This window comes from Castellaniella sp., from assembly GCF_049673105.1.
Classification (GTDB): Bacteria; Pseudomonadota; Gammaproteobacteria; order Burkholderiales; family Burkholderiaceae_B; genus Castellaniella.
In genome coordinates this window covers 21,416-47,053 of the sequence record NZ_JBATXG010000024.1, presented here as the reverse complement: position 1 = coordinate 47,053, position 25,638 = coordinate 21,416, and the positions used below count along the sequence as shown (strand labels likewise).

26 protein-coding genes, 1 tRNA gene and 1 pseudogene are annotated in these 25,638 nt (G+C 62.3%); 21 read left to right on the top strand and 7 right to left on the bottom strand.

The features are described 5' to 3' along the window. The first annotated feature begins 2 nt into the window (after positions 1–2). From WBF69_RS09515 to WBF69_RS09505, 3 genes and pseudogenes are all read left to right on the top strand, one after another. The gene (locus WBF69_RS09515) at positions 3–851 is read left to right on the top strand and encodes an HAD family hydrolase (protein ID WP_424263534.1); all 849 of its coding nucleotides are present in this window, start codon (positions 3–5) and stop codon (positions 849–851) included. Then, positions 844–1,377: pseudogene (gene tadA / locus WBF69_RS09510) on the top strand (tRNA adenosine(34) deaminase TadA); the annotation flags it as partial. The gene WBF69_RS09515 and the pseudogene tadA, both read left to right, overlap by 8 nt. A gap of 42 nt (positions 1,378–1,419) precedes the next feature. Further along, on the top strand, positions 1,420–2,427 hold the full coding sequence (locus WBF69_RS09505; protein ID WP_424263594.1) for an LD-carboxypeptidase: 1,008 nt from the start codon (positions 1,420–1,422) through the stop codon (positions 2,425–2,427). 19 nt (positions 2,428–2,446) lie between these two features. On the opposite strand, the gene WBF69_RS09500 is transcribed toward WBF69_RS09505, so the two are convergent. After that, complete coding sequence (locus tag WBF69_RS09500; protein ID WP_424263532.1) at positions 2,447–2,854, bottom strand: DUF2231 domain-containing protein; 408 nt, start codon at positions 2,852–2,854, stop codon at positions 2,447–2,449. 4 nt (positions 2,855–2,858) lie between these two features. Beyond that, positions 2,859–3,197, bottom strand: coding sequence for a hypothetical protein (locus WBF69_RS09495; protein ID WP_424263530.1), 339 nt, complete (start codon positions 3,195–3,197; stop codon positions 2,859–2,861). 186 nt (positions 3,198–3,383) lie between these two features. Here WBF69_RS09495 and WBF69_RS09490 point away from each other — a divergent pair, with 186 nt between their 5' ends. Together WBF69_RS09490 and WBF69_RS09485 are read left to right on the top strand one after the other, a co-directional pair. Beyond that, positions 3,384–4,985 carry an ABC-F family ATPase gene (locus WBF69_RS09490; RefSeq protein ID WP_424263528.1) on the top strand — a complete coding sequence of 534 codons (1,602 nt, stop codon included), beginning with the start codon at positions 3,384–3,386 and terminating at the stop codon, positions 4,983–4,985. Positions 4,986–5,001: 16 nt separating this feature from the next. Next, entirely contained in the window at positions 5,002–5,592 is a 591-nt protein-coding gene (locus tag WBF69_RS09485) for an IMPACT family protein (RefSeq protein WP_424263526.1), read from the top strand. 15 nt (positions 5,593–5,607) lie between these two features. Here WBF69_RS09485 and WBF69_RS09480 read toward each other — a convergent pair whose 3' ends face one another. Continuing rightward, positions 5,608–6,921, bottom strand: coding sequence for an arsenic transporter (locus tag WBF69_RS09480; RefSeq protein ID WP_424263524.1), 1,314 nt, complete (start codon positions 6,919–6,921; stop codon positions 5,608–5,610). Between the two features lie 44 nt (positions 6,922–6,965). After that, positions 6,966–7,700 carry an ABC transporter substrate-binding protein gene (locus tag WBF69_RS09475; RefSeq protein ID WP_424263522.1) on the bottom strand — a complete coding sequence of 245 codons (735 nt, stop codon included), beginning with the start codon at positions 7,698–7,700 and terminating at the stop codon, positions 6,966–6,968. Between the two features lie 176 nt (positions 7,701–7,876). Here WBF69_RS09475 and WBF69_RS09470 point away from each other — a divergent pair, with 176 nt between their 5' ends. The 3 genes from WBF69_RS09470 (at position 7,877) to WBF69_RS09460 (ending at position 11,000) form a co-directional block, all read left to right on the top strand. After that, positions 7,877–8,854: a chemotaxis protein gene (locus tag WBF69_RS09470; RefSeq protein WP_424263520.1), complete on the top strand. Its 978-nt coding sequence runs from the start codon at positions 7,877–7,879 to the stop codon at positions 8,852–8,854. Positions 8,855–9,032: 178 nt separating this feature from the next. Continuing rightward, a complete protein-coding gene (bktB, locus tag WBF69_RS09465) occupies positions 9,033–10,214 on the top strand; it encodes a beta-ketothiolase BktB (RefSeq protein WP_424263518.1) in 1,182 nt (393 codons plus the stop codon). Between the two features lie 15 nt (positions 10,215–10,229). Next, positions 10,230–11,000 carry a spermidine synthase gene (locus WBF69_RS09460; protein WP_424263516.1) on the top strand — a complete coding sequence of 257 codons (771 nt, stop codon included), beginning with the start codon at positions 10,230–10,232 and terminating at the stop codon, positions 10,998–11,000. 89 nt (positions 11,001–11,089) lie between these two features. Here WBF69_RS09460 and WBF69_RS09455 read toward each other — a convergent pair. Next, a tRNA-Val gene (locus tag WBF69_RS09455) sits at positions 11,090–11,166 on the bottom strand. A 278-nt stretch (positions 11,167–11,444) separates the two neighbouring features. On the opposite strand from WBF69_RS09455, the gene thrS reads away from it, so the two are divergent. The 7 genes from thrS (at position 11,445) to WBF69_RS09420 (ending at position 19,379) form a co-directional block, all read left to right on the top strand. Then, positions 11,445–13,391 carry a threonine--tRNA ligase gene (gene thrS / locus WBF69_RS09450; RefSeq protein ID WP_424263514.1) on the top strand — a complete coding sequence of 649 codons (1,947 nt, stop codon included), beginning with the start codon at positions 11,445–11,447 and terminating at the stop codon, positions 13,389–13,391. Beyond that, the gene (gene infC, locus WBF69_RS09445; protein ID WP_424263512.1) at positions 13,391–13,969 is read left to right on the top strand and encodes a translation initiation factor IF-3; all 579 of its coding nucleotides are present in this window, start codon (positions 13,391–13,393) and stop codon (positions 13,967–13,969) included. The genes thrS and infC overlap by 1 nt, the downstream gene beginning before the upstream one ends. A gap of 61 nt (positions 13,970–14,030) precedes the next feature. Next, complete coding sequence (gene gshB, locus WBF69_RS09440) at positions 14,031–14,993, top strand: glutathione synthase (RefSeq protein ID WP_424263510.1); 963 nt, start codon at positions 14,031–14,033, stop codon at positions 14,991–14,993. Beyond that, positions 14,990–15,403: a PTS sugar transporter subunit IIA gene (locus tag WBF69_RS09435; protein ID WP_424263508.1), complete on the top strand. Its 414-nt coding sequence runs from the start codon at positions 14,990–14,992 to the stop codon at positions 15,401–15,403. Before gshB ends, WBF69_RS09435 begins: the two co-directional genes overlap by 4 nt. 15 nt (positions 15,404–15,418) lie before the next feature. Beyond that, on the top strand, positions 15,419–15,688 hold the full coding sequence (locus WBF69_RS09430) for an HPr family phosphocarrier protein (protein WP_424263506.1): 270 nt from the start codon (positions 15,419–15,421) through the stop codon (positions 15,686–15,688). A gap of 91 nt (positions 15,689–15,779) precedes the next feature. Further along, positions 15,780–17,483: a phosphoenolpyruvate--protein phosphotransferase gene (gene ptsP / locus WBF69_RS09425; protein ID WP_424263592.1), complete on the top strand. Its 1,704-nt coding sequence runs from the start codon at positions 15,780–15,782 to the stop codon at positions 17,481–17,483. 201 nt (positions 17,484–17,684) lie between these two features. Then, the gene (locus tag WBF69_RS09420; protein WP_424263504.1) at positions 17,685–19,379 is read left to right on the top strand and encodes a diguanylate cyclase domain-containing protein; all 1,695 of its coding nucleotides are present in this window, start codon (positions 17,685–17,687) and stop codon (positions 19,377–19,379) included. Here WBF69_RS09420 and WBF69_RS09415 read toward each other — a convergent pair. Next, positions 19,367–20,596 (bottom strand): ammonium transporter, encoded by a 1,230-nt coding sequence (locus tag WBF69_RS09415; protein ID WP_424263502.1) that lies wholly within the window; start codon positions 20,594–20,596, stop codon positions 19,367–19,369. The two genes, WBF69_RS09420 and WBF69_RS09415, sit on opposite strands and share 13 nt — an antisense overlap. A 17-nt stretch (positions 20,597–20,613) precedes the next feature. After that, positions 20,614–20,952 carry a P-II family nitrogen regulator gene (locus tag WBF69_RS09410; protein ID WP_424263500.1) on the bottom strand — a complete coding sequence of 113 codons (339 nt, stop codon included), beginning with the start codon at positions 20,950–20,952 and terminating at the stop codon, positions 20,614–20,616. 459 nt (positions 20,953–21,411) lie between these two features. Between WBF69_RS09410 and WBF69_RS09405 the strand changes: the two genes are divergently transcribed. The 6 genes from WBF69_RS09405 to pheS all read left to right on the top strand — a co-directional run bounded on the left by WBF69_RS09405 (position 21,412) and on the right by pheS (position 25,619). Beyond that, on the top strand, positions 21,412–21,819 hold the full coding sequence (locus WBF69_RS09405) for a hypothetical protein (RefSeq protein WP_424263498.1): 408 nt from the start codon (positions 21,412–21,414) through the stop codon (positions 21,817–21,819). 116 nt (positions 21,820–21,935) lie between these two features. Beyond that, positions 21,936–23,450: a YifB family Mg chelatase-like AAA ATPase gene (locus WBF69_RS09400; protein WP_424263496.1), complete on the top strand. Its 1,515-nt coding sequence runs from the start codon at positions 21,936–21,938 to the stop codon at positions 23,448–23,450. Between the two features lie 39 nt (positions 23,451–23,489). Beyond that, positions 23,490–23,738, top strand: coding sequence for an accessory factor UbiK family protein (locus WBF69_RS09395; RefSeq protein WP_424263494.1), 249 nt, complete (start codon positions 23,490–23,492; stop codon positions 23,736–23,738). A 209-nt stretch (positions 23,739–23,947) separates the two neighbouring features. Next, positions 23,948–24,145: a 50S ribosomal protein L35 gene (gene rpmI, locus WBF69_RS09390; RefSeq protein ID WP_424263492.1), complete on the top strand. Its 198-nt coding sequence runs from the start codon at positions 23,948–23,950 to the stop codon at positions 24,143–24,145. Between the two features lie 13 nt (positions 24,146–24,158). Next, the gene (gene rplT, locus WBF69_RS09385) at positions 24,159–24,518 is read left to right on the top strand and encodes a 50S ribosomal protein L20 (RefSeq protein WP_322998929.1); all 360 of its coding nucleotides are present in this window, start codon (positions 24,159–24,161) and stop codon (positions 24,516–24,518) included. A gap of 78 nt (positions 24,519–24,596) precedes the next feature. Further along, the gene (gene pheS, locus WBF69_RS09380) at positions 24,597–25,619 is read left to right on the top strand and encodes a phenylalanine--tRNA ligase subunit alpha (RefSeq protein ID WP_424263490.1); all 1,023 of its coding nucleotides are present in this window, start codon (positions 24,597–24,599) and stop codon (positions 25,617–25,619) included. Positions 25,620–25,638 lie beyond the last annotated feature (19 nt).

Here is a 25,638-nt window from a genome sequence, read left to right as displayed (position 1 = left end):
TCATGGCTGATGTGATTGCACTGGTTTTCGATTTCGACGATACCTTGGCGCCGGACAGCACCTCGGGGTTTCTGCAGGAAATGGGGGTGGATGTCACCGCTTTCTGGCGTGACAGCGTGGGGCCCTTGTTAAGCCAACACGACTGGGACCCGGTCCCTGCCTATCTGTACCGCATGCTGGAACTGTCCCGCACCGATCCGCAGCATCGCATTACCCGCGAGCGCTTGCAGGACTGGGGGCGCCGCCTGCCGCTGCACGAAGGGGTGGAAACCTTGTTCGAGCGGCTGCGCGTGCGCCTGCGCCAGGCGCACCCCACGGTGCAGCTGGAGTTCTACCTGATTTCCAGCGGCATTGGTGATGTGCTGCGCAGCACCCGGATTGCCGGGCAGTTTGCCGACATCTGGGCATCCGAATTCCACTATGATGCAGCGGGCGCGATCGATTTTCCGCGTCGCATCGTCAGTTTCACGGACAAGACCCGCTACCTGTTTCACATCCAGAAGGGCATGATCGGGCCGGGATCGCGCAATCAACCTTTCGAGGTCAATCGCAAAATCGACGCCGACAAGCTGCGCGTGCCGTTCGATCAGATGATTTTCGTGGGCGACGGCTATACCGACATTCCCTGCTTTTCCCTGATCCGCCGCTCGGGCGGCGTGGCCTTCGGCGTCTGGGACCCGCGCCACAAGGAAAAGCGCAGCCGCGCCTGGGGGTTCATCGAAGACGGTCGGGTATCGAATCTGAATCAGGCCCGCTTCGGCGAAGACGCCGAACTCTATCAATGGCTGGAGGCCGCCGTCGAAAGCCTGGCGTCCAAGATCGTGCTGAAGGCGCGCACCTATCGTGGCTAGGCATCCTGCTCGAACCGCGTCGGACGTGGCCGTCGTCGCAGCCAGCGGCGGCCCTGGCGAAGTCGGCCCCCTGCTGGATGATGCCGCCGCCATGTCTCTGGCCCTGGGGCAGGCCCGTTTGGCCGCCGATCTGGGCGAGGTCCCGGTCGGGGCCGTGGTGCTGGACGCGGAAGGCCGTCTGCTGGCGATCGGCCATAACCGCACCATCCTGGATCGCGACCCGACGGCGCATGCTGAAATCGTCGCCTTGCGGGCTGCTGCCCGCAGCCTGGATAATTACCGTTTGTCCGGCGCGCGGCTGTTTGTCACGCTGGAACCCTGCGCGATGTGCCTAGGCGCCATGTTTCATGCACGGCTGGCGGACATCGTCTATGGCGCTGCCGATCCCAAGACAGGCGCCTGCGGCGGGGTCGTGGATCTTAGCCAGCAGTCGCGCTTGAACCATCATGCCGTCGTGCGCGGTGGTATCCAGGCCGATGCCTGCGGTGAATTGCTGCGTGAATTCTTTCGCGTTCGGCGCAAAGCTGCCCGCGCGATCCCTTCTTCTCCTTCCCAGGATCATTCTGATATGCCCAAACAGAAACCAGCGCCCGCCCAGCCGGCGTCCAGTCCGGTCATTGCTAGCGAACACACGCACCTGGTCTGTGGCGATCCCGATTGTGGCGAACATCACGTGCACGAACAACCTTCGGGTATTTATCTGTTCTCGCCCTCCGGCGCCGTCGCCGATCCCGCCATGCTGGATCTGGCCATGGAGCGGCTGCGCGCCATGGGCTTTCGCGTTGCAGTCGACCGCACGGCCCTGGCTGTACACGAACGCTTCGCTGGCACTGACAACCAGCGTCTGGCTTCCATCCAGCGCGCCCTGAAGCAGAAGCATCCGGTCGTCATGGCGACCCGGGGCGGCTATGGCCTGAGCCGTCTGCTGCCGTACATCGACTGGCAAGCCGTGGCGGACAGCGGCAAGACCTTCATCGGCCAGAGCGATTTCACCGCCTTCAGCCTGGCCTTGCTGGCGCGCACCGGCGCGGTCAGCCTGGCCGGTCCGACGGCGATCTTCGACTTTGGCGGCAAGAAAGTGGACGATCTGACCCAGGCTCTGTTCCAGGAGACCCTGTCAGGTGAACTGGAAATTCTCAGTTTCGAATCTCCGGACGCTGATCCGGTGGATGCGCGCGGCATCCTGTGGGGCGGTAATCTGGCCATGGTGGCCTCTCTGATCGGCACGCCTTATCTGCCGGACATTCAAGGCGGCATCCTGTTCCTGGAAGACGTCGGCGAACACCCTTATCGCATCGAGCGCATGTTGACCCAGCTTTGGCACGCCGGCGTGTTGGAAAAGCAGCGCGCCATCGTGCTGGGCCAGTTCACGGACTATCGCCTTGCACCGCACGACCAGGGCTACGACATGCATTCCGTCGTGCGCTGGCTGCGCGCCACGGTCAAGGTCCCCGTCATCACCGGTCTGCCATACGGGCATGTCAAAGTCAAAGCTACTTTGCCGGTGGGCGCCCGCGTCGGCATCGCGACCGAAGATGGCATGGCGCATCTGGTGCTGCAGGAACACGAGCACTGATCGCAGCCAGGCCTTGTAGTTAGCGTCCGATGCCGTGGCCGTACACCAGGCGGCCTCCGAGCCACCCGCCGATGGCCAGTGCGATGAAGCCGGCCACGTCCAGCAGCAGCGCCGGCCATCCCGGCGCCAGCGGCTGCAATTGATCCAGCCCGGTCAGCAAGCGAGCGGTGAACAGGGCGAACGCGGCCAGCATGATGCCCATGTGCCAGTAGGTGTCGCGCAGCGCGGGACCATCGGGTATGCGGGCAAGCTCCATGAGACCGGCCAGCATGGCGGCCAGCGCCGTGACGCAGCCGATCGCCAGCAGGCCTGCCGACCAACGCCAGGCGGCTTCGCCCACCCACAGGCTGGCCAGATCGCTGACGACGGCCAGCGACCAACAGGCCACAGGGAAGTGGACCAGGGCGGGGTGCAGAGGATGGCGCATGGCGTTACAGCACCAGGCTGAACAAGGTCAGGAAACCGATGACGGCCAGCGCGGCGTGCAGGATGACAACGGCTTTCGGCGGCAGCTGTTTGCGCAGGTGGAAGGACGCCAGGAAAAACCCGCCCAGGGCGGCGATCAGCAAAATGACGAAACCTGCGAGAACCTGTTGGGCGGTGTTGCCCTGCACCAGCATGATGATCAACAGGATCAGGCCGATGGCGCCCAGCAGCGCGTGCAGCGCTGATAGGGCCCAGGGAGCGAATTTGTTGCGCAGCACGTGCGCGGCAAGCACCAGGCCGCCCAGAGCGGCAATGGCGAAAATGATAAGGGCGGCAGTCAGCATGTGAAATCTCCTGAGTCGGGTTTATTGAGCGGCACACTGCTCGGCGCCGCGTTCTTGCACAATAGATGCAAGATGAAGCCGAAATGTTTCAGGATTCCAGCCTTGGCTGCGGTTTGTGCTGGGGTCTGTAGAATCGTCAGTTAGAATGCCAGGTTATCTTGATTCTTATTTTCCAAGCCATCCACCGTGATCTCCACCAATAATCTCACCATTCAGTTCGGTTCCAAACCCCTGTTCGAGAACGTCAGCGTCAAATTCGGCGACGGCAACCGTTATGGCCTGATCGGCGCCAACGGCTCGGGCAAATCCACGCTGATGAAGATCATCGGCGGCGATCTGGAAGCGTCTGCCGGCAACGTCGCGCTGGACCCTGGCGTGCGCCTGGGGAAATTGCGCCAGGACCAATTCGCCTTCGAAGAAGTGCGCGTGCTGGACGTCGTCATGATGGGGCACGTAGAAATGTGGCAGGCCATGGCCGAACGCGATGCGATCTATGCCAATCCGGATGCCAGCGAAGACGATTACATGCGGGCCGCCGAACTGGAAGGCAAATTCGCTGAATACGACGGTTACACGGCTGAAGCGCGGGCGGGGGAACTGCTGCTGGGTCTGGAAATTCCCGTCGAGCAGCATCAGCTGGCCATGAGCGAAATCGCTCCTGGCTGGAAACTGCGCGTGCTGCTGGCTCAGGCCCTGTTCTCCAACCCCGACGTGCTGTTGCTGGACGAGCCCACCAACAACCTGGACATCAACACCATCCGCTGGCTGGAAAACGTGCTGAACGGCTACGACAGCACCATGATCATCATCAGCCACGACCGCCACTTCCTGAACCAGGTCTGCACTCATATGGCGGATCTGGATTATGGCGAATTGCGCGTCTATCCGGGCAATTACGACGAATACATGCTGGCTTCGACCCAGGCGCGCGAGCGTCAGGTGGCCGCCAATGCCCGGGCCAAGGATCGCGTCGTCGAATTGCAGGATTTCGTGCGCCGTTTCGCCGCCAACAAATCCAAATCCCGCCAGGCCACGTCGCGCCTGAAGCAGATCGACCGCATCAAGTCCGAGACCGTGCAGGTCAAGCCGTCCTCGCGCCAGAATCCCTACATCCGCTTCGAGGTCAACAAGGTCCTGCACCGCCAGGCCGCCCATATCGAAGACCTGTCCAAAGCCTACGACCGCCCCATCATCAAAGGCCTGAGCACCATGATCGAGGCCGGCCAGAAGGTCGCCATCATCGGCGCCAACGGGGTCGGCAAGACCACGCTGCTGCGTCTGCTGGCGGGCAATCTGGCGCCGGACGACGGGCATGTGCGCTGGTCTGAAAACGCGGATATCGGCTATATGGCGCAGGACGTGTCCGATCAGTTCGATTCCGACCGCGACCTGTTTGACTGGTTGACCGATTATCGTCAACCGGGCGACGAGGACCAGTCCATCCGTTCCGTATTGGGCCGCCTGCTGTTTTCGGGCGACGAGATCACCAAAGCCGTCCGGGTGCTGTCCGGGGGTGAAAAAAACCGCATGAGCTTTGGCCGCCTGATGCTGGGCCGGCACAACGTCATGCTGATGGACGAACCCACCAACCACCTGGACATGGAATCCATCGAATCGCTGCAGTATGCGATGGAACAGTATCAGGGCACTTTGGTGTTCGTGTCGCACGACCGGCAGTTCGTGTCCGGCGTGGCCACCCGCGTGATCGAGATCCTGCCCGATGGTCGCCTGAACGACTATCCGGGTACCTACGAGGAATATCTGGCCTCGCAGGGCATCGAGGTCTGACGCTCGTCGGGCCACGATGTCCTATGTGCTGACCGGCTCCGCCAGCCACGAAGCCGACATCCGCAAGAGCCGGTTTCTGGCCTTGGCCGCGCCCGTCGATTCTCCGCAATCGGCGCTGGCGTTCCTGGATGCGCAGCGGGATGCTCAGGCCACGCATAATTGCTGGGCCTGGCAGATTGGGGACCAGTACCGATTCAATGACGATGGCGAACCCGGCGGCACTGCCGGGCGGCCCATTTTGCAGGCCATTCAGTCGCAAGCATGCGATCGCGTGGCGGTGCTGGTGATCCGCTGGTTCGGCGGCATCAAACTAGGCACCGGCGGGCTGGTGCGGGCGTATGGCGGTGTTGCCGCCGAATGCCTGCGGCTGGCTGAAAAGGCCGTCTTGCGCGAAGAATGCCGTGTGCGCTGCACCTGCCCCTATCCCGATATGGACCGCGTCCAGGCGCGCCTGCTGGCCGCCGGCGCGCGCGTCGATGCGGCGCAGTTCGATGCGCGCGGCGTCATCTGGGATCTGGTGATGGCCAAGGCCGATGCGGCGGGCATCGAGGCGCTCTATGTCGATCAGACCAGCGGGCAGGGCGATTGGTCGATCCTGACGGAATAGCACGGATCTGCCGGTTCAGTTGAGAACCGGCAGCACCTGTTTCCAGCCGACCAGCGCGACCAGGGTCGCCAGCAAGACGGGCGGGGTGATCAGCAAGCCGATCTTCATGTATTGCCCCCAACTGATCCGGTAGCCTTTCCGGGCCAGCACGTGCAGCCAGAGCAGAGTCGCCAGGCTGCCGATAGGGGTGAGCTTCGGCCCCAGGTCGTTGCCGATCACGTTGGCATAGACCATCAATTCCTGGGTGCCTGCCGGCAGATGCGCCTGTTCGATCGCCAGGGCGCCCAATAGCGTCGACGGCAGATTGTTCATCACCGAGGCGATCAGCGCCGCCAGGAATCCGGCGCCGATCGTGGCGATGAGGTCTCCTTGTCGCGCCAGCCATTGCAGCGCGTGGGCGCCGGCGTCGGTCAGGCCGGCCTTGCCCAGGCCGTAGACCACCAGATACATGCCGATGGAAAACAGCACGATCTGCCAGGGTGCGTGGCGCAGGGTCGCGGCGACGGGGATGACGGCGCCGCGTCCTGCCCGCCACCAGCGGCCCGCCAGCGCCGTCAGCAAGAGGGCGGCAGCGCCGGTCACCAGCGAGACGGGGACGCCGAATGGGGCGGTGGCGAAATAAGCCAGCAGCAGGATCGCCAGCAAGGGAAAGGCGGCGCGAAAGACACCGTGGTCGCGGATCGCGCTGGCCGGGTCTTGCAGCCCTGCAATCGGGTATCGAGTGGGGATATGCCGGCGAAACATCAGCCACAGCACGATCAGCGTCGCGGCCAGCGAGACCAGGTTCACGGGTGCCATCACCAAGGCGTAGTGGCCGAAACTGATCTGGAAATAATTGGCGCTGACGATGTTGACCAGATTGGAGATGATCAGCGGCAGGCTGGTGGTGTCGGCCACAAAACCCGTGGCGATCAGAAAGGCCAGCGTCGTCCTGGTGGGAAAATCCAGGCGGGCCAGGATGGCGATCATGATGGGGGTCAGCAGCAGCGCCGCGCCGTCGTTGGCGAAAAAGGCCGACATCGCGGCGCCCAGCGCCAGGATCAGGAAAAACAGCCTGTGTCCGCAACCCTTGCCCCAGCGCGCGACGTGCAGGGCCGCCCAGGAAAAAAAGCCCGCCTCGTCCAGGACCAGCGAAATGATGATCAGAGCGACGAACGTGAACGTCGCATCCCAGACGATCTGCCAGACCGTGGCAATGTCAGTCCAGTGCACCACGCCGGTCAGCAGGGCGACGCCGGCGCCGGCCAGCGCGCTCCAGCCGATGCCCAACCCGCGAGGCTGCCAGATCACCAGCGCCAGCGTGGCGACGAATATTGCGAATGCCAGCATGTACGGAATCTGGATCGACTAGCCTGCCAACGAAGGCAGGAACATCAGGCAGCCGGGGCGACAGCCGCCCCCTGGATGCCGTGGCGGGTCAGGGCCTGGGCGACGAACCCGGACGCCTTGGCGTCTTCCAGAAAATCCGTCAGGAATGCCGCCTGCTGCGCGTCGCGGCTGCGCGCGACGCCCATCGCCTGACGGATCACCATGAAGTGCCCGTCCAGCAGGCGCAGCCCGCCGAATGTCTGCGCATCGGCTTCCAGCTGCTGCCGTACGCCGGCGGCGACGTCGGCCCCGGTCTCCAGGAAGGTGCTCACCACGGCGGGCGAGGAGGGCGCCCGGGCGATGGTGGCATGCTTCAGTTCGCGCGACAGAAACAGGTCGTAGGCGCTGGCCTTGCCCACGACGACGGTGCGGCCGTCTTGATCGACTTCAGCGTTATTCGTCAGCGGGGAATCCTGGCGCACCAGGTAGCTGCCTTCGATGAGGACGTACGGCGTGGTGAAAGCGATCTGCTCCCCCCGGGTGGGGTCAATGGCGAAAAAGCCGACATCCGCTTCGCCTTGTGTGACGCCCGCCACGGATTTCCCTGCCGTGTCATAGATCACCAGTTGCAGCTCCAGCCCCAGCAGCTCGGCCAGACGGCGGGAAATGTCGATGGAGACGCCTTGCGCTTGCCCTGTGGCCGGGTCCAGGCCCGCCAGAATCGGGTTGCCGGTATTGATGGCGGCGCGCAGCACCCCGGTGGGCGCCAGTGCGTGTTTATCGATGCGGGACGTGTCCATGTGCTTTTCCTTTCCGGTCAGAGTCTGGACTTTACGGGATGGAAGAGCAGGCAGGCAAGCGGCGCCTGGCGGTTTGGTTCGGAATAGGCTGCAGGGTACTGGCGTATTGTCCCGATTGCCCTGGTTGGCTTTCCTTTAAACTGCTCTTTTTAGCCTATTGATAGGAAGAGGTTCTCATGAGCCCCAGCCAACATGCCGTGGATGACCGTGCCAACCTGACAGGCACCAACCGGTTCGAACTTTTGCTCTTTCGTCTGGGCGCCAACACGGAATCCGGCAAGTCCGAACTGTACGGCATCAATGTGCTCAAGGTGCGTGAAATTGTCACCATGCCCACGGTCACCGCCGTGGCGGGAGCGCCGAAATATTCCCTGGGCGTGGTGCAGCTGCGCGATCAGGTGATTCCGGTATTCGACCTGCCGGCCATTATCGGCTGCACGCTGCCGACGGCGCCGACCTTGATGCTCGTCACCGAATTTGGCCGTACGACGCAGGCCTTTACCGTGGAATCGGTCGATGACATCGTGCGTCTGGATTGGAACGATGTGATTTCCGCAGAATCCAGCGGTACTTCCCAAAGCCTGGTCAGCAGCATGGCGCGACTGGAAGGCGCCGCCGGCGATGCTGCGGACGAGGTGCGCCTGGCCCAGGTGCTGGACGTCGAGGCCATCTTGCAGATGGTCACGCCCGAAAAAGACCGCCATCAAGTCGAAGAAAAAGACGTTGGCGAGAAGCTCACGCTGCGACCGGGGTCGGTGGTGTTGGTGGCGGATGATTCCTTTGTGGCGCGCTCACTCCTGGAACAGGCGCTGAAAGCCATGCAGGTGCCCTATGAAATGGTCAAATCGGGGCGCGAGGCCTGGGATCGGCTGAATGTCCTGAAAGCCGCCGCGGAAGCCGAGGGAAAAACCATCCTGGACAAGGTCGCCCTGATGCTGACCGATCTGGAAATGCCTGAAATGGACGGCTTCACCCTGACGCGCAACATCAAACAGGACACTCGTTTGCGCGCGCTGCCGGTGGTGATCCATTCGTCTTTGTCGGGGTCGGCCAACGAAGCGCATGTGCGCAGTGTCGGGGCCGATGGTTATGTGGCGAAATTTTCCGCAGAAGAACTGGCCGAGGCCCTGCGCAAGGCCTTGTCGCGTCGTTAGGGGCGCAGCGAACCATCCCTGTGTTTTTGGCGGCCCACCTTCTGGTGGGCCGCGTCGCTTGACGCCGGCGCTCATTCAGGCAGGCCCGCTGCGCGGGCCTGCCTGAAACCGGCGCAGTGCGCTACTATGCTTTTAGATTTATGTGCTGCGATGCAGCATTTCTCATGGAGACATCATCATGCAGGATATCGTTGTCGTACAGGCATGCCGCACCGCGGTGGGGGATTTCGGTGGCGGGCTGAAGGACGTAGCCCCCTGCGAACTGGGTACGCTGGTGGTCAGCCAAGTGCTGGAACGCGCCGGCGTGGCCGCTGCCGACGTGGGCCACGTGGTATTCGGCCATGTGATCAATACCGAACCGCGCGACATGTACCTGTCGCGGGTGGCCGCTCTGAATGCGGGGCTTCCACAGGGTGTGCCGGCCTTTAACGTCAATCGCTTGTGCGGGTCGGGGCTGCAGGCCATCGTATCGGCGGCTCAGACGCTGATGCTGGGCGACGCGGAAGTCGCGATCGGCGCTGGCGCCGAGAGCATGAGCCGCGCACCCTACGTTGCTGCCGGTCAGCGCTGGGGTTCGCGCATGGGGGATGCGCGTCTGGTGGACATGATGACGGGCGCCTTGTCCTGCCCGTTTGAAAAGTATCACATGGGGGTGACGGCTGAAAACGTAGCCCAGAAATACGGCATCAGCCGCGAGGATCAAGACGCGCTGGCGCTGGAATCCCATCGCCGCGCCGCGCATGCCATCGAGCAGGGCCATTTCAAGTCGCAGATCGTGCCGGTGGTGCAAAAGACGCGCAAGGGCGATGTCGTTTTCGATCGGGACGAACATGTGCGCTTCGATGTCACCGCCGATAGCTTCAGCAAGCTCAAGCCCGTTTTCGCCAAGGAAAACGGCACGGTGACCGCCGGCAATGCGTCCGGTCTGAACGACGGCGCCGCTGCCGTGCTGTTGATGACGGCTGGCGCGGCCCAGGCCCGGGGCCTGAAGCCGATGGCGCGGCTGGTGTCCTACGGTCATGCCGGGGTGGATCCCCAGTACATGGGCATCGGTCCGGTGCCGGCGACCCGCCAGGCTTTGCAGCGCGCAGGCCTGACTTTGGACCAGATCGACGTCATCGAGGCCAACGAAGCCTTTGCCGCCCAGGCCTGCGCGGTGGCGCGGGAACTGGATTTTGATCCGGCCAAGGTCAACCCCAACGGCAGCGGCATCAGTTTGGGTCACCCCATCGGCGCCACGGGCGCCCTGATCACCGTCAAAGCCTTGCATGAGCTGGAACGTATCCAGGGCCGCCATGCCTTGGTCACCATGTGCATCGGTGGTGGGCAAGGAATCGCCGCCATTTTCGAGCGCTTGTAAGGCATCCGGTTTTTCATGACACGAGTTCGTCACGACGCGGCGGCGCGACAGGCTGCCATCGACGCCGATCTGCCCACCCTGTCCGAGCTGGACGGGGTGCGTTACCTGCATTTCAATTCCGAATGGGTTCAGGGCGCCATGCGCGTGGCCCGGCCGTCCGAGCTGGTGCTGTCCTATACGCAGCAGATGATGGCCTGGCTGCTGTTCGTGCAGCCCGGTGGGCGCGATACCTTGGGAATCCTGGGGCTGGGGGCGGGGTCGTTGCTGCGTTTCAGCCTGCGCCACACCAGATCCCGGGTGGAAACGGTCGAGCGCAATCCCGGCGTCACTGCGATGTGCCAGGCTTTCTTTCGCCTGCCGGGCAGCGCGCGATCCGTGATCGAGCATGCCGATGCGCGCGATTGGGCTGCCGAACCTGGGCGGGCGGGTCGCTATCGCGCCCTGATGGTGGATCTGTACGACAGCGAAGCCCAGGGGCCGGTGTGCGACGAGGCGTCTTTTTATCGGGACTGCTACAGGATCCTGGATGAACCAGGCGTCATGGCGGTCAATCTGTTCGGCAATCATGACAGCTTTGGACGCAATCTGGAACGCATCCGCGCTGCCTTCAATGGCCGGGTGCTGTGTCTGCCGGAAATCGACGAGGGCAATACCGTGGCGCTGGCCTTTAAAGGTCACGCGCTGGATGGATCGGCGGCGGATCTGCTTGGCCGGGCGGAACAAGTCGAATCCGGCACCGGCCTGCCGGCCCGGCGCTGGGCGCGGTCGCTGCTGGCCTTGATGTAGGGTTTTCAAAGCGCTGGAAACAAAACAGCCGCAAAACCTGAGGTTTTGCGGCTGTTTTGCCTGCCCTTTGGCAAGTCGGGCAAGAATTCTGGTAGGCAGTACTGGATTCGAACCAGCGACCTCTACGATGTCAACGTAGCGCTCTAACCAACTGAGCTAACCGCCTGAAGAAAGAACGTGATTGTATGGGTGATTTTCCTGCCTGTCAAATGATCCTCTGCCGAATGTGAGGCGGGGCGGGGGAGAATGCCGTGATTCATTCAGATGTGATGTTTTTGTCCTGATTTGGCCGGTTCTGCGGCAGATTGTCTCTATTTAGGTGTCAGATAAATTGATTGTTGACGGCCCGGTTGCTAAACTGTAGGCATATCCTTCCTGCATGGCTAATCTAGACTTTTACCGACGCGGCGCAGGCCGCGTTTTGTATTTTCGGGACATACATTCATGGTTTGCATCACCTTGCCAGACGGCTCACAACGTGAGTTCGATCATCCTGTTTCCGTGGGCGACGTCGCGCAGTCGATCGGGACCGGGTTAGGCAAGGCCGCCTTGGGGGGCAAAATCACGGTGGACGGCCAAGACGCCCGCCTGGTTGACACCAGCCATGTCATCGACCGGGATGCCGCGCTTAGCATCATCACGGACAAAGACCCCGAAGGCCTGGACCTGCTCCGGCATTCCACCGCGCACCTGCTGGCCTATGCCGTGAAATCCCTGTTTCCCGATGCCCAGGTCACGATCGGCCCGGTGATCGACAACGGCTTCTATTACGATTTTTCGTATAAACGGCCCTTCACCCCCGAAGACCTGCAGGCCATCGAAAAGAAAATGGCCGAACTGGCCAAGCGCGACGAAATCGTCGTGCGCGAAGAATGGGATCGTGACGAAGCCGTGAAATTCTTCCACGGCATCGGCGAGGCCTATAAGGCCGAGATCATCGCGTCCATTCCCAGCAATGAAAAGATCAGCCTGTACCGCGAAGGCGACTTCATCGACCTGTGCCGGGGGCCGCACGTGCCGTCCACCGGTCGCCTGAAAGTCTTCAAACTGATGAAGGTCGCGGGCGCCTACTGGCGTGGCGACAGCAAAAATGAAATGCTGCAGCGCATTTACGGTACCGCGTGGGCGCGCCAGGCTGACCAGGATGCTTACCTGCACATGCTGGAACAAGCCGAATTGCGCGATCACCGCCGCATCGGTCGCGAACTGGACCTGTTTCACTTCCAGGACGAAGCCCCCGGCCTGATCTTCTGGCACCCCAAGGGCTGGACCGTCTGGCAGCAGGTGGAACAATATATGCGCCAGGTCTACCGGGACAACGGCTACCAGGAAGTCAAGGCCCCGCAGATTCTGGACCTGTCTCTGTGGAAAAAGACCGGCCACTGGGACAACTACCAGGAAAACATGTTCACGACGGAATCCGAAAACCGCGTGTACGGCCTCAAGCCCATGAATTGCCCCGGCCACGTGCAAATCTTCAATGCCGGCCTGCATTCCTACCGCGAACTGCCGCTGCGCTACGGTGAATTCGGTCAGTGCCATCGCAACGAACCGTCCGGTTCTCTGCATGGCATGATGCGTGTGCGCGGCTTTACCCAGGACGATGGCCATATCTTCTGCACCGAAGACCAGCTACAGGAAGAATGCGCGGCATTCACCCGCCTGTTGCAAAAAGTCTATGCCGACTTCGGTTTCACGGAAATCCTCTATAAAGTCGCGACTCGCCCCGAAAAGCGCATCGGCGCCGACGACGTCTGGGACAAGGCTGAAAAGGCGCTGATGGACAGCCTGGATCTGTCGCACTGCACCTACGAAGTCTCCGAAGGCGAGGGCGCATTTTACGGCCCCAAGATCGAATACACTCTGAAGGACGCCATCGGTCGTCATTGGCAGTGCGGCACGATTCAGGTCGACTTTTCCATGCCGGCGCGTCTGGGGGCCGAATACGTCGATGCCCAGGATCAGCGTCGCACCCCTGTCATGCTGCATCGCGCCATTCTGGGTTCGCTGGAACGCTTCATCGGGATGCTGATCGAAAACCACGCCGGCGCGCTGCCCGCCTGGCTGGCGCCCCAGCATGCCGTGGTCTGCTGTATTTCCGACAGTTCCGCCGATTATGCGGATCAGGTCGCTAAAACCCTTGTTAAACAAGGGTTTAGAGTTCAGTCCGATTTGCGTGGCGAAAAAATCACCCGTAAAATCCGCGAACACAGCTTGCAGAAAATTCCGTATATTCTGGTCGTGGGCGATAAGGAACGCGAATCCGGCGCCGTGGCCGTGCGGGGGCGGGGGAAACTCGATCTGGGCACCATGCCGGTCGCCGATTTCGCCGCTCGCCTGCAGCAGGACATTGAAACCCGCCACCCAGGAGGCGATTCAGGCCAGGCCTGATGCCTTCGTTTTATCAACTCACTGGAGTCTTAGACATCGCAACCGAAAAGAAACACCGTATCAACGGTGAAATCCGTATCCATGAAGTCCGCCTGCTGGGCGTGGACGGTGAACAGTTAGGCATCGTGCGCACTGCCGAGGCCCTGTCCCTTGCTGAACAGAACGACGTTGATCTGGTCGAGATCTCGCCGACGGCGGATCCTCCCGTTTGCCGGCTGATGGACTACGGCAAGTTCAAATATCAGGAACAAAAGCGCCAGGCCGAGGCCCGCGCCCGCCAGAAGATCATCCAGGTCAAGGAAGTCAAATTCCGACCGGGTACCGACGAAGGCGATTATCAGGTGAAACTGCGCAATCTGCGCCGCTTCATCGAGGACGGCGACAAGGCCAAGGTCACATTGCGTTTCCGCGGTCGCGAAATGGCTCACCAGGAACTCGGTATGCGGGTGCTGGAACGGGTGCGTGACGATCTGGGTGAACTGATCCAGGTCGAAGCGATGCCCAAGCTGGAAGGTCGGCAGATGGTCATGGTGTTGGCGCCGCGCCGCAAGGCCGGCAAACAAGGCGATGCCGCCTGATCATGGTTCCTGATCGATAGCGCCCGCCCGGCGGATCGATCGTCATTGGATGAGTTCATTCATGCATGTCCTGTTTGTCATCGATCCGCTGCCCGGCCTGAAAGCCTGGAAGGATTCGTCCGTCGCCATCATGCGCAGCTTGGCTGCGCGAGGCCATGCTTTCAGCTTCGCCACCATGGGCGATCTGTACATCGACCAAGGTCGGGTCAAGGTCGCCGCGACTGCTTTGCGTTTGCGCGCGGATGCGGATTGGCACGGCCACGATTGGTGGACGCAGGACACCGCTGCGCGCGACTGCGATCTGGCTGATTTTGACGCCGTCCTGATGCGGAAAGATCCGCCCTTCGACATGGAATACGTGTATGCCACGCATCTGTTCGACTATGCGGCGCAGCAGGGGGCGAAGATCTTCAATGCCGGATCGGCTATCCGCAATCATCCGGAAAAGCTCGCGATCACGGAATTTGCGCAGTACACGGCGCCGACGCTGGTCAGCCGCGACATGGATCGTTTGCGGACCTTTCATCAGCAACAGGGCGATGTGATCGTCAAGCCACTGGACGGCATGGGGGGCAGCGGCATTTTCCGCCTGCGCCAGGACGAACCCAATTTGGGCGCCATCCTGGAATCCCTGACCGATCTGGGTACGCGCACCATCATGGCGCAGCGCTATATTCCCGATATCGTGCACGGAGATAAGCGCATCCTCATCGTCGGCGGGGAACCCGTTCCGTTTGCGCTGGCGCGGATTCCCTTGCAGGGCGAAACCAGGGGCAATCTGGCGGCGGGCGGGCGCGGGCTTGCCCAGCCGCTGTCGGCGCATGACAGAGAGCTGGCCCAGGCGGTCGGTGACCGACTGGCGGGGCGTGGTTTGCTGTTGATCGGCCTGGACGTCATCGGCGACTACATCACGGAAATCAATGTGACCAGCCCCACCTGTTTTGTGGAAATCACAGAGCAGACCGGCTTTGACGTCGCTGGCCGTTTCGTCGATGCCTTGCAACATGCCGTGGGATCGGCATGAAAACCCGCCTGGCCCTGGTCATGCACGACCCCTTGGGGTCGGCGTTTAGCGCCTGCGCCCAGCACGTGTTGGGCCGGGTGCCCGACCTGCAGGTCTTCGACATTGCGCCCGATGCGCCGCCCCGGGAACAGACCGAGCGGGTGCTGGACTGGGTGCGCGCCGGCGAACCCGCAGAACCCGTGCTGATCCTGTGCGATCTGTACGGCGCCACGCCGTTCAATATTGCCGCCCAGGCGCTGCGCCAGGCACTCGGAGAAGGCTATATCATTCATTTGCTGACTGGTACCAATGCCTGCATGGTGCTCAAGGCGCTGACCGATCAGCAGGAAAACCCGGAATCTCTCAGCGAACGCGTGCGGCAGGGGGCGCTGCGCGGGATCGTCAATGCAGACCCCCCTTCAGACTGTTAGCTAGGAGCTTTCTCCATGCCCATGATCGACCTGGTGATTTCCAACAAGCTCGGCTTGCATGCACGTGCGGCGGCAAAGCTGACTCAGCTGGCGGGCCGGTTCAAAAGCGATGTCTTCATTTCCCGGGGGGCCCAGCGCGTCAATGCCAAGAGCATCATGGGTGTCATGATGCTGGCGGCAGGCTTGGGTGTGACCGTCAAGATCGAGGCGGTTGGCGCCGACGAGGACCAGGCGCTGAGCGATATCCGCGCACTGTTCGAAGGCAAATTCGGAGAAGCCGAATGACGCTGGACGCCGTATCCCGCGTATCGGCCTAGATGCCATGAGCGTGCCCGATGCAGCGGCTTCCCCGGCCTTGAAGTCCACCCTGTGCCTGATGGGGCAGGGGGTGGTGCGCGGATATGCCATCGGCCATGCGGTCGTCATGAGCGCCGCCGCACTGGAAGTGGCGCACTACCGGATTGCGAACGAGGACGTCGCCGCTGAAAAACAGCGCCTGTGTCAGGCGGTCGATTCCGCAGTCCATGACCTGCATCAGATGGTCGAGACCTTGCCCGATGACGCCCCGCGCGAACTGGGCGTGCTGTTGTCGGTGCATGCCATGCTGCTGCAGGACCCGATGCTGGTGCAATCCGTCTGCCAGTTGATCGACGAACGTCAGGTCAATGCCGAATGGGCCTTGACCACTCAGGGCCAGATGCTGGCCGAACAATTCGCGCTCATGGAAGACGCCTACCTGCGCGAACGCAGCGCCGACGTGCGCCAGGTGATCGAGCGGGTCTTGCGTGTGCTGTCGGGCTCGGCCCAGTGGCTGCCCGATCTGGATCAGGTAGAGACCGACGGCAGCCTGATCGTCGTGGCGCGCGATATCTCGCCGGCGGACATGATGCGCCTGCGCGGTGGAAAATTCGGCGCCTTTCTGACCGATCTGGGCGGGGCGACCTCGCATACCGCCATCGTGGCGCGCAGCATGAACGTCCCCGCCGTGGTCGGCATGGGGCTGGTGCGCTCGCTGGTGCGCGATGGCGATCTGCTGATCGTGGACGGCATCAATGGTGTGGTGGTGGTCAATCCCTCGCCCGCCATTTTGCGCGAATACCAGGACCGGCAGGCGGAATTTCTACGTGAACGCGGCGAGCTGCAGTCTTTGTGTTTTGCACCGGCCATGACGCTGGACGGCATCCAGATCCGCATGGAAGCCAATATCGAATTACCCGAAGAGGCCGCCGACGCGCTGGCCGCCGGAGCCGAAGGCATAGGGCTGTTTCGCAGCGAGTTCCTGTTCATGGGGCGGACCGAACTGCCCGGCGAGGACGAGCAATATGAAGCCTACGCCACTGTCGTGCGCACCATGGCAGGGCGGCCTGTCACGATTCGCACGCTGGATATCGGGGCAGACAAAACGCTGGACGGCGAGGCGACCGTCGCGACCAATCCGGCCCTGGGCTTGCGGGCGATCCGTTACTGCCTGGCCAATCCAGAACTATTCAATACGCAGTTGCGGGCCTTGTTGCGGGCGGCGGTACACGGCCCGGTCCGGATTCTGGTGCCGATGGTGTCGCACATGCACGAGGTCGTGGCGACGCGCCGCGCCTTGGCGCGCGCAGCGGAAGAACTGCGTGTCGCAGGCGTGGCCCACGAAACCCAGGTGCAACTGGGGGCAATGGTCGAAATCCCCGCCATGGCGATTGCCATCGAACCCTTTGCCGAAACCCTGGACTTTCTGTCCATCGGCACCAACGACCTGATCCAGTATGTCCTGGCCATCGACCGGGGCGATACGGACGTGGCCTCGCTGTATGATCCCATGCATCCTGCCGTGCTGCGCCTGATCGCCCATACGATCAATGTCGGCGAACGCGTGGGCAAGCCGGTGTCCGTCTGCGGGGAAATGGCGGGGGACGTGCGCGTCACCCGCATGCTGCTGGGACTGGGGCTGACAGGGTTTTCCATGCATCCGCAGCAATTGCTCGATGTCAAAAAAGAAATCCGTAAGGCGCATTCCAACGCCTTGCGCGTCAAGGTCGCCTCGGCGCTGAATCGTGCCGAGCGCATCGATCTGGCTGCTTTGTCTGCTTGATCAGAATCAACTTTCCAGCAGTTAGTGTATGGGTTCCGATATCCATCTCTGTAACATGGGTATGACACGGAACTAGTTCAGTGACCAGGGTGGTAGCGACCTGGATAGCAGCGGCCTGTTAGCGAGACCGAGATGACTTCCTTCTTACTTGCCGGACGACGGCTACGCTCCTTCCCCTGGCTTCGGTCGTTGAAGCACAAGGTGCTCCTTGCTTTTGCGATGGCTGCCGTGCTGGCTGTGGTCAATGTGCTGTTGGTTCGTTCTCTGCTGAGTGAATCCGATGGCGTGGCCGCGACCGTCAATGTGGCGGGCAAGATGCGCATGCTCAGTCAAAGGATCGCCCTGGAGGCGCTCTCCGGGGCTTATCGGGCAGAGCCACAGTCGTCCGCCACCCTGGCGCAGCAGGAAAAGCTGTTCGAGCAGGCGTATCAGACGCTCAGTTCGGGCGGTTTTCTGTACGGTCAGTTCGTGCCGCCGGTCGGCAGCGCCCAGCTTGATCATCTGGCGGCGGTTGGCCGCGACTGGAAAGCCTACCGGCAAGTCCTGGGTGGATTCGTGGGTTCCATTCTGGCCGCAGGAGACGAGCCCTCGCGCCCGTTGCCGGATCCCAGCAGCGTGAGTCAGGAAGCCGGTCGTCTGCTGAGCAGCGCCGAATCCTTGCTGGATGCTTTGGTGCAAGAGGCGCGCAAGGTCCAGGAAAAGGCGCTGGGTAATGCCTATGCTTTGTTCGGCCTGGACCTGGTCCTGTTGCTGCTGGCGTATTGGCTGGTGTCGCGGCAGGTTCTGCTGCCTATCGGCAGACTGGCGCAACAGTGCCATGAATTGGCAGCAGGCAATTTTGCGGTGCGTTCGAGCCTCAGGAACCGTGACGAATTAGGACGCCTGGGCGAGGCTCTGAACGAATCGGCTGCCCATATCGAACGCCTGGTTGCCGAAATATCCCGCGAGCGGGCGTCTCTCAAACTGGCCGAGGCCTCGACCCGTCGTGCGGCGCTGGTCTACGAACACACCAGCGAGGCGATGGTCGTTACGGATGCCAATGGCTGGGTGCAGGACATCAATCCGGCTTTCACGGCGATCACGGGGTATTCCGTGTCGGAGATCGTCGGCAAGCGCATGAGCGTCCTGAGTTCCGGGCGCCACGGCAAGGATTTCTATCAAGCCCTGTGGCAGTGCCTGGCAGAAACGGGCCGCTGGAGCGGTGACGTGTGGAATCGGCGCAAATCCGGCGAAGAATATGTTGAGCGCCTGACGATCAATACTTCTTACAACGAAGACGGCAGCGTGAACTGCCGCATTGGCCTGTTTTCCGATGTGACGAAAAAACGCCGACGCGAGGCCTCGATCTGGCGGCAGGCCCACTATGATCACCTGACGCAATTGCCCAACCGGCAGATGTTCCAGGCCAATTTGCTGGGCAGCATCGAGGCGTCTCGAACCAGTGGCCTGCCTTTTGCACTGGTGTTTCTGGATCTGGATCTGTTCAAGGAAGTCAACGATACCTTTGGGCATGATCAGGGTGATGAACTGCTGCGTCAAGTCGCCCGGCGTTTGATGAACTGCATGCGCGGGTCGGATCTGGTGGCGCGTCTGGGTGGTGATGAGTTCACCCTGATCATTCGCGACCTGCCGCATTGCGAAGATGTGCACGCGATTTGCCGCAAGGTGCTGGACACCCTGGCCGAACCTTATGACCTGGACGGTCATGAGGCCCGGATTTCCGCCAGCATGGGCGTCACGTTCTACCCTCGAGATGGCGCCGATGCGGCGGAATTGCTCAGGCATGCCGATCGGGCCATGTATGCCTCGAAAGAAAAGGGCCGCAATCAGTACTGCCTGTTTTCTCCGGTGATGCTGGAATCACCGGAGAGCCGCGCCGAGGTTCAAGCGGGATAGGCGGTTTCGCCGTGATCCGTCTGGTCCAGCCCCTGGCTTTCCTGCTCGCTGCTGGCGCGCAGACCGATCAGGCGGTCAGCGGCCCAGATCGATACGATCGCCGTCAGGCCGGCCCATGACAGGCTGATCAGGACGGCTTCCGTCTGCAGCCAGACCTGCCAGAACAATGCGCCCCCGCCAGCGGGACCCGGGCCGCCCAGGCTGCCGGAATAGAACACGCCGGTCAACAGGGCGCCGATGATCCCGCCCACGCCGTGAATCCCGAACACATCGAAGGCGTCGTCGATGCCCAGGCGCTGCTTCAGATGGTTGACGCCGAACCACGCGGCCCAGGCGGTCAGCGCGCCGATCAGGGGCGCGGCGGCGGGGGCGACCAGGCCGGCAGCCGGAGTAATGCCCACCAGGCCGGCAATGGCGCCGGACATGGCGCCCAGCAAGGACGCCTTGCCCTTGAACAGTTTTTCCACCAGCGCCCAGGCCAGGACGCCGCTGATGGCGGCCAATAAGGTGTTTGCCAGTGCCAGGACAGCCTGTTCATTGGCGGCCAGGGCCGAGCCCCCGTTGAAACCGAACCAACCGACCCAGAGCAGGGCGGCGCCCAGCAGGTTCAGCGGCAGGCTGTGCGGCGGCATGGCCTGACGACCATAGCCGCGGCGCGGACCCAGATAGCGGGCGGCCACCAGGCCGGCTGCGCCGGCGCTGATGTGGACTACGGTGCCACCGGCGAAATCCAGGGCGCCGCGCACGTGCAGCCAACCATCACTGGCCCAGACCATATGGGCGATCGGCAGGTAACCCAGGGTGAACCACAGGCCGATGAAACACAGCACGGCGCCGAATCGCGCCCGCTCGGCAATGCTGCCGGTGATCAAGCCGCAGGTGATGGCGGCGAACGTGGCCTGAAACAGGGCGAACAGCAGTTCCGGGATCGAGCCCAGCAGCGGTAGCGTGGTGGTTGCGTCAGGCTGGTACAGGCCCGCCAGCCCCAGGCGGCTCCAGCCACCCAGTCCCCCGAAGCCGGGGGTGAAGGCCAGGGAATAGCCGTACAGAAACCACAGCAAGGTAGCCAGAGCGCAGGCCGCGGACACCTGGCTCATGACGGATAGCGCATGGCGTCCGCGCGCCAAGCCGCCATAAAACAGCGCCAGCCCCGGCATGCACATGAGCCAGACCAGCAGGGTAGAGACCATCATCCAGACAACGTCGGTTTTATCCATGGTGTGTGCTCCGGGGCTTAGAGGGCGGCTTCGCCTGTTTCGCCGGTGCGGATGCGCACGGCCTGCTCCAGCGGCGTGACAAAGATCTTGCCGTCCCCGATCTTGCCGGTGTGGGCGGCCTGGCTCAGGCATTCCAGTGTCAGTTCAAGCCAGTCGTCGGGTATGGCCACCTGGATCTGCAGTTTGGGCAGAAAATCCACTTGGTATTCGGCGCCCCGATACAGTTCGGTGTGGCCTTTCTGGCGCCCGAAGCCGCGCGCTTCCGTGACAGTCATGCCCTGGATGCCGGAGGCGACCAGTGCGGCATGCACTTCCTCCAGCTTGAAAGGCTTGATGATGGCTGTGATGAGTTTCATGAGCGTTCCTTGTTCTGCGGGATGCACAGGACTCAAAGCAAAAGCCGTGCCAGCCATCGCCTGCAGAGAGGCGTAGAGCGCATCCCAGCCGGGCAGGAGAGGCGAGAGGCTGCCGCCGCCGTCCGGCGAGGATGGCGCTTGCCCCATCCTGAGGCATAACAGCCGGGCGCATGCCCCATGCTGGAGCACGCTGCGCCGATGCCGTTGGCGCCGGGATGTTTTGTGTCGAGTTGTTCACCGCCCGGAAGGGGGATTTGTCTTGGAATCAGGCGGGTTTTCGCTGGGGAGCCGGCGGTATTGGGATTCGAATGCGGTTTGTGCATCTGAAATCAGTCATTACAAGTCAGGGTTTACCCTGTTTAAAGCGCCGCTAAAATTGTAACTGACCAGGTTGTAACGAACCGGTCTTCGACAATGATCCGCATGATGTTGATAGCGGAATTTTGAATAGGGAAGATCATGAATACGATGCGCAAAACGCTGATGACGGCTGCTGTAGTAGCTTCTTTGGGCCTGCTGGCGGCTTGCTCCAAGAGTGACGAGCCCGCTGCTCCGCCGGCAGATTCTGCCCCCTCCACGGCTCCCGCCCCCTCCACGACTCCCACTCCGAATCTGGTGCCGCCTGCGCCGCAAGACCAATCGACGGTACCGCCCGCTGACCAGCAGTCCATGCAGGACAAGCTCAAGGATTCCGCTGCGGCTGCCAAGGACAAGGCAGTGGAAGTTGGCCAGGCAGTGTCCGACAAGGCCGGCGAGTTGGCTGACGAGGCGGGCAAAGCCGCCGAAAGCGCCCGAGAATCCGTGAAGGAAGGCGCCACCAAGGCGGATGCCGCGATTCAAGGCGCCGTGGGCAACGGCGGCAAATAAGTACGGCAGTTCCCCGCTTGCTGGCGGGGGGGTAGGGCAAAAAGGGCGCGTTGGCGCCCTTTTTGCCCTATTGGCCCCGTATAGTGCGATGCATACGCATCTGCTCGGGGGAAGCAATGTCGCTTGCGGTGCTGGCTAGCCGGACGCTCTTTGGACTGCATGCCCGCGCGGTGCAGGTCGAGGTGCATGTAGGCAATGGCTTGCCCAGTTTTCAGATCGTGGGCTTGCCGGGGGCCGGTGTGCGGGAAAGCCGGGAACGCGTGCGCGCCGCCATTCTCAATTGCGGCTTCGATTTTCCCGCTGGACGGATCACGGCCAATCTGGCCCCTGCCGATCTGCCCAAGGATTCGGGGCGCTTCGATTTGCCCATTGCCCTGGGGGTGTTGCTGGCGTCGGGGCAGGTGGCGGACAAACAGGGCGGCAGCCCGGATGTGCGTCATTACGTCCTGGCGGGCGAGCTATCCCTGACCGGCGCCCTGATGCCGGCGGATTCCGCTTTGGCGATTGCCTTGGCGGTGGCGCGGGATGATCCGGGGGCGATCCTGGTGATGGCGCCGCCGGCTGCCGGGATCGCTGCGCTGGTGCCCAGCCTGAGTGTCCTGGCGGCTGGCAGCCTGGACGAGGTCGTCGCGCATTTCTCTGAACGTCAGCCCCTGCCTGTCGCCGCTCCGGCCCTGCTGCCTGTCGCCGCAGGCAAGGCGCTCTGCCTGGCGGATGTGCGCGGCCAGGCGCTGGCGCGGCGGGCTTTGGAAATCGCCGCCGCCGGCGGGCATAGTCTGCTGATGTGCGGGCCGCCCGGCGTGGGTAAAAGCATGCTCGCCCAGCGCTTGCCCGGCCTGTTGCCGCCCTTGACGCAGCGCCAGACGCTGGAGCTGGCGGCGATTCAGGGCCTGGTGCAGTCCTTGCAGACGCTGTCGGGTACGCCGCCATTTCGGGCGCCGCATCACGGGGCGTCCCGTTCCGCGCTGGTCGGCGGGGGCGCCCATCCCCGACCGGGAGAGATCAGCCTGGCGCATCATGGGGTGCTGTTTTTAGATGAGCTGCCTGAATTCGAACGCAGGGCGCTGGAGGCCCTGCGAGAGCCGCTGGAGACCGGCATGGTGACGGTGGCGCGGGCAGCCGGCAGCTGTCATTTTCCGGCGACATTCCAGTTGGTGGCAGCCATGAATCCCTGTCCTTGCGGCTGGCTGGGTCATCCGCGCCAGACTTGCCGGTGTCCGCCGGATCGCATCTCGCGCTATCGTTCGCAGGTGTCGGGGCCGTTGCTGGATCGCATCGACCTGCATGTCTCCCTGTCTGTCGAGGGCGCTTGGCATGAGGCCCCCGCCGGCGAGTCTTCCGAGCAGGTCAGGTCGCGTGTCGTGGCCGCGCGCGAGCGGCAGCTGAAGCGCCAGGCTTGCCTGAATGCCCATCTGGACGCGGCGGCCTTGGCCCAGCACGCCGGCCTGGATGCGGCAGGGCGCGATCTGCTGGCGCGAACCGTGGCGAATTGGGGTTGGTCCGCCCGGGCCACGCAACGGGTATTGCGCGTGGCGCGCACCCTGGCCGACCTGCGGGACGAGCCCAATGTGGAGCGGGTTGCGCTGGCTCAGGCGATTCAGTTCCGGCCGGATGCGGGCTTGTCGTCCTGAGCCGTTAAAATATAGTTTTATCCGCAGCAGGAGGCCGCGATGATCGCCCCCAATCAGTGGTTCGATGATTTTCAGAAAAACATGTCGGACTTGCTCGCCAAGACGCCGGCAGCCGATATCGAACGCAATATGAAAGCCTTGATGGCACAGACCTTTGCCCGCATGGATTTGATCACGCGCGAAGAATTCGACGTGCAGGCCGATCTGCTGGCCAGGGCGCTGGAGCGTGTCGAATCCCTGGAGGCCCGCGTGCAGGCTTTGGAACAGCAGTTCGACAAAGCTGAGTAAATCGCTCTATAATCAAGGGCTTTTCCCAGTGTCGGCAGGTCTTATACGGATCGGTTTGCGCCGGGGGTAAAGAGAATCCTGCTATGCAGGAGGGAATCCGGTCATGCAGGTTGCGCATGACGGATTCAATAGATAGGCGGATATCAGGTCAGACAAGCGCCCGATGTGTCGGGACACCTGGGTTCGCCCAAGCCAACAGAGTAATCGTCATGCCCAAGATGAAGAGCAAAAAAGGCGCCTCCAAGCGCTTTAAGGTGCGCGGCAGTGGTTCCATCAAGCGCGGCCAGGCTTTCAAACGTCATATCCTGACCAAGAAAACCACGAAAAACAAGCGTCAGCTGCGTGGTTCGGCTGCAGTCCATGAATCCGATGTCGCCTCCGTAAAGGCGATGTTGCCTTTCGCCTGATCGGAGATCTCTCATGCCTCGCGTAAAACGCGGCGTCACAGCACGTGCACGCCATAAAAAAGTCCTCAAGGCCGCCAAAGGCTACCGCGGTCGTCGCGGTAATGTGTTCCGGGTCGCCAAACAGGCGGTCATGCGGGCTGGTCAATATGCTTATCGTGACCGCCGCAACAAAAAGCGCACCTTCCGCGCTTTGTGGATCACCCGTATCAATGCCGGCTGCCGTGAACTCGGCGTGACCTACAGCGTGTTCATCGCTGGCCTGAAAAAGGCCTCGATCGAACTCGACCGCAAGGTCCTGGCCGACATGGCTGTCAAGGACAAGGCCGGCTTTGCCGCCATTGTGGCCCAGGCGAAGTCCGCACTGGCAGCCTAATCGATACAGTTTCGTTTTCGATTCTGTCTCATCGCAAACGGAGCTCTCTTGGGCTCCGTTTGCGTTTTGGAAGGAACTATGGACACGACGCTCGACAAGCTGATCCATCAGGCACAGGGCCGTTTCGCCCAGGCGCATGATGCAGCCACGCTGGAAAATGAAAAAGCGGCCTTTCTGGGCAAACAGGGGTCCCTGACGGCGCTGCTCAAAGGCCTGGCGGGCCTGCAGGGCGAAGAAAAGCGCAGCCGCGGGGCGCAGATCAATCAGGCGAAACAGCAGGTCGAATCCCTGCTGAACGCGCGTCGCGCCGAATTGGCCCAGGCGGCGCTGAATCAGCGGCTGGCGGCGGAAACCATCGACGTGACGCTGCCGGGCAGAGGGCGGGGCATGGGTGGTATCCATCCCGTCATCCGCAGTTGGCAGCGTGTCGAGCAGATCTTCCGTTCCATCGGTTTCGACGTGGCCGACGGCCCCGAGATCGAGAACGATTGGACCAATTTCACGTCGCTGAACAATCCCGAAAACCACCCGGCCCGATCCATGCAGGACACGTTTTACGTAGACATGCAGGATGCCGGCGGGCTGCCGCTGGTGCTGCGCACGCACACCAGCCCCATGCAGGTGCGCTACGCCCGCATGAACAAGCCGCCCATCAAGGTCATCGCGCCGGGACGCACCTATCGCGTGGACAGCGACGCCACCCACTCGCCCATGTTCCATCAGGTCGAAGGCCTGTGGATCGCGGAAGACATCTCCTTCGCCGACCTGAAGGGCGTGTATACGAATTTCCTGCGAGCCTTCTTTGAAACCGACGACCTGACGCTGCGCTTCCGTCCGTCGTTCTTCCCGTTCACCGAACCCTCTGCCGAAATCGACATGATGTTCACGTCGGGGCCGAACCAGGGCCGCTGGCTGGAAATCTCCGGCTCGGGCCAGGTGCACCCCCAGGTGGTGCGCAATTTTGGTCTGGACCCGGAACGCTACATCGGTTTTGCCTTTGGCTCGGGGCTAGAACGCTTGACCATGTTGCGCTATGGCGTCAACGATCTGCGCCAGTTTTTCGAGGGCGATCTGCGCTTTCTGCGTCAGTTCAACGCCTAGTGTCCCCGCGAAACGGAAT